Consider the following 3,416-nt stretch of genomic DNA (forward strand, 5'->3'; position numbering starts at 1 on the left):
GTGATCCAGCGCCAGTTGATGATTCACGACGGTTTCAACGCCTGGCAGCGCGCCAAGATGATGGCTGGCGGCATGTGGTGGCTGTTCAAGCCGGGTGGCCTGCTGCAGCCCATGGCCAAGCACTACTGGACTTACTACAAGCCTGGCTACCACCCCTGGCAGGAAGCCGATCAGGTCGGCTACGAAGAGTGGCTGGCTGCGTTCAACAGCTCGAAGGACCCGCTCAAGGCCAGCGAGCAGATGCGCCATGACCTGGCATTGAGTGCGTAAGCGCGTAACCCGAAATGATTAAAAGGCTTCTTCGGAAGCCTTTTCTTTTTTGGGGTAGATGAAGAAAAACCTAGTAGAAACACCAGTCAGTTGATGTCGCACAGGAAACCCTGCTGTCACACCTCATCCTGTTGTTTCAGCTCACCTGTTCTTACAGTTGAGCTATCCCGGAGATCGAGGAGAGACACATAACATGGCAAATCATCCACAAGCACTGCACCCCATCATCCCGCGCGAAAAGCTGGATTTCGGTTTTGACAGCAGCATCCCCAAGTACTGGTTCGGTGGCGACGCCTTCAAGAGCCGTTTCTTTGATGCCCTGTCGGTGATCTTCCCGCCCGGCGAGAAGTTTTTCATGACCTCGGTGCGTGACTTTCGTGATCGCATCTCCGATCCCAAGTTGCTGCAAGACATCAAGGACTTCAACCGCCAGGAAGCCCAGCACACCTTGGTGCACAACCAGTTCAACGACCACCTGAAGACACAGGGCGTTGATGTGGATTACCTGCTCAAGTGGCTCAGCCAGTTGCTGTTTGACAAGTACCGCAGCCGCTACAGCCGTGAGTACACCCTGGGCCTGACCTCTGCCCTGGAACACTTCACTGCCTTGGGCGCGCACGCCATGTTCGACAAGCGCGACGTGCTCAAGGAAGCTCACCCCAAGGTGCGCGCCATGTACGCCTGGCACGCCATTGAGGAAGTCGAGCACAAGGGCGTGGCGTATGACGTCATGGTCGATTACGCCAAGGTGGGCTACGCCCTGCGCATCTGGACGCTGTTGCACACCACGCTGATCTTCCCGCTGGTGATATTCAAGTTCCTGAACTTCATGCTCAAGCACGACGGTTTCTCGTGGTGGCAGCGCGTGAAACTCAACGCCAAGGGCATCTGGTGGCTGCTCAAGCCGGGCGGTTTCGTGGGCCCTCTGTACAGCCACTACTTCCTGTACTACAAGCCCGGTTACCACCCCTGGGACGAAACCGAGCAACCTGGCTACGATGAATGGCTGCAAGCCTTCAATCTGCACCGCGACCCTGTGGAAGCCAGCGAATTGATGCGCACGACGATGGCTTTGTGATTTTTTATTGCGTTGACAGCCCAGTAGTTGGTTAGACTTCGGCACACCTCATGGGGGTGTGCCGATTTCGTTTATGCGTATTCCACTGCCACCACAAGCCGTTTTAGAGGCGATGGGCATCAAGCCCATTCCACTGTTCATGTTGTCCGCCTGGATCAAGGCGGCGACAAAATGCGGATTCAACGTTCAGCCCCTGTTCAAGGAGGCGGGCATCAAGATCGACCTGATTCGGCTGGAGGACGCTCGGGTGTCCCCCGTGCAGTTGATTTCCCTGCTGGAACAGTGTGTGGCCCTGTCGCCACCGGACAAGCATTTCCCGCTGGTCCTGGGCGATACCTTCGCCTTCGAATCCCTGCCTGAGTTCGAAACCCTGCTGACCACCAGCCCGACCTTGCGCGAAGCCTTGCGCGTGGCCGATCTGGCGCGGCGCATGGTGCTGCCCTGGCTGACGCTGGACGTCAAGGAAGAGGGCGATCTGGCCAAGGTCATCGTGGGGCTGGATGTGCCCATCCCCAATGTGGTGGCCTACGGTTTGCCGCTGCAACTGGTATCTCAGGCCATCCTGGCTTGCATTCGCAAGTTCGGGCGCACGCTGCAAGGCTCTGAAACGGGCTTTGTCGGGGTGACCATGCAGGGACCGCCGCCACCCAATGCCGCGCAGTTTGAACCCTTCTTTGGCGTGCCCGTGACTTTCAATGCCACGCAGGATGCCTTGGTGTTCGAACGTCGGATCCTGGATCTGCCGCTGGAAGGGGCGTTCCCCGCATTGCACGAGCAGGCTCATTTCCTGGCCGAGCAACGCCTGGGCAAGGAGGCTCGCCGCCAAGGCGTGGCCGCCGAAATCGAAGAGTTCATCACGCGAGATCCCAGCTTGCTGGCACTGGGCGTGGAGGACATGGCCGACCGGCTCAACCTTCATCCCCGTACGCTGCAGCGTCGCCTGAAGGACGAGGGCGACAGCTATCTCAATGTGCAGGCGCGCATGCGTCATCGCCTGGCATGCCAGTGGCTGCGCCAGGGCGATGTATCTATCGACGACATCAGCGTTCGCCTCGGGTTTTCTGATCGCCGGGCTTTCACCGCGGCTTTCAAACGCTGGGAGGGCAACACCCCCAGCGCCTGGCGAGAGCAGCAGGTCTGAGTTGCCTGGGGATGGTTCATTTGACTTGCAAGAAAGTCAGATGAGTGGATGCAGACCATCTTTTTCCAGCTTCTGCCCCTTGTTTTTTCGACCTGTCGGGGTTAATGCCTTCCCAGAACAGGTTAGATGCGGCGCAGCATTTTCAATATAGTCGTCAAATGAACCTTTTGGCGGGCGGCTGTGATTGCTCATACCGTTTCTTACACATAGATTGAATGAATTCAGACGACCGTTTGAATTCACCCAATGCAGCACCCTTCTATTTGGGGTGCTGTGTTGTCAGAAATCCTGACTGTGTTGGATCCGTTCATGCATCACCCGTCGCCAAGCTCATCCGTTCCTCTTCCAGCCCTGGGCAGTTGGCGTCAGGCCGCCAATGTGTGCGGCTTCATGATCGAGCCGGTCCTGCGGGACGCCGGGATCGCCACATTCGATACGCAGGCGCCGTTGCGGGTGGCGCCCATGCACCTTTTCAAAGCTTTTTCGATGTGCGTGGAGCGGGCCAAGGGGCATCACTTCCCGTTTGCGCTCGGTGACTCCTTTGTGTTCGAACACTTCGCGGAGTTCGAGACCTTCATTGCGTCGTGCTCCACGTTGAGGGAAATGCTGGAGCTGGCCAGTTGGGCGCGTGAGCTGCTGGCACCTTGGCTGGTTGTCCATCTCGACGAGTTTGGCGCAGAGGCCCACTTGAGGATCGAAATGCGTGTGCCGGATCCCGATCCCCGCGCCCTGTGCCACGTACGTGAGGTGGCCTTGTCGGCCATCAACCAGTTGATTCGGCGGGCCACCAAGGGCTCACGCTGGCTGTTGTCTGTGCGTGTGGCCAGTACGCCGCCAAGCCATCAGCAACAGTTCACCGAGCATTTCGGCGTGCCCGTGTTTTTTGGAGAAGCGGCTGATGCCCTGGTGATGGACCGTCGCTGGCTG

General features: G+C 58.2%; 4 protein-coding genes and 1 pseudogene. 4 read left to right on the forward strand and 1 reads right to left on the reverse strand.

The window, feature by feature from the left end; all coding sequences use genetic code 11:
- The 3 genes and pseudogenes from EPO09_RS01470 to EPO09_RS01480 all read left to right on the forward strand — a co-directional run.
- Nucleotides 1-270 (forward strand): annotated as a pseudogene (locus EPO09_RS01470) (hypothetical protein); the annotation flags it as partial.
- A gap of 193 nt (nucleotides 271-463) precedes the next feature.
- Nucleotides 464-1,348, forward strand: a complete 885-nt coding sequence (locus EPO09_RS01475; protein ID WP_290639459.1) for a metal-dependent hydrolase — start codon at nucleotides 464-466, stop codon at nucleotides 1,346-1,348.
- 73 nt (nucleotides 1,349-1,421) lie between these two features.
- A complete protein-coding gene (locus EPO09_RS01480) occupies nucleotides 1,422-2,489 on the forward strand; it encodes an AraC family transcriptional regulator (RefSeq protein WP_290639461.1) in 1,068 nt (355 codons plus the stop codon).
- A 36-nt stretch (nucleotides 2,490-2,525) separates the two neighbouring features.
- Here EPO09_RS01480 and EPO09_RS01485 read toward each other — a convergent pair whose 3' ends face one another.
- The gene (locus tag EPO09_RS01485) at nucleotides 2,526-2,681 is read right to left on the reverse strand and encodes a hypothetical protein (protein ID WP_290639463.1); all 156 of its coding nucleotides are present in this window, start codon (nucleotides 2,679-2,681) and stop codon (nucleotides 2,526-2,528) included.
- A gap of 117 nt (nucleotides 2,682-2,798) precedes the next feature.
- On the opposite strand from EPO09_RS01485, the gene EPO09_RS01490 reads away from it, so the two are divergent.
- Nucleotides 2,799-3,416: AraC family transcriptional regulator ligand-binding domain-containing protein (locus EPO09_RS01490; RefSeq protein WP_290639465.1), on the forward strand; the 618-nt coding region annotated here is incomplete at its 3' end.

Origin of the sequence: Aquabacterium sp. (genome assembly GCF_004297345.1) — a bacterium.
Taxonomy (GTDB): domain Bacteria; phylum Pseudomonadota; class Gammaproteobacteria; order Burkholderiales; family Burkholderiaceae_C; genus Aquabacterium.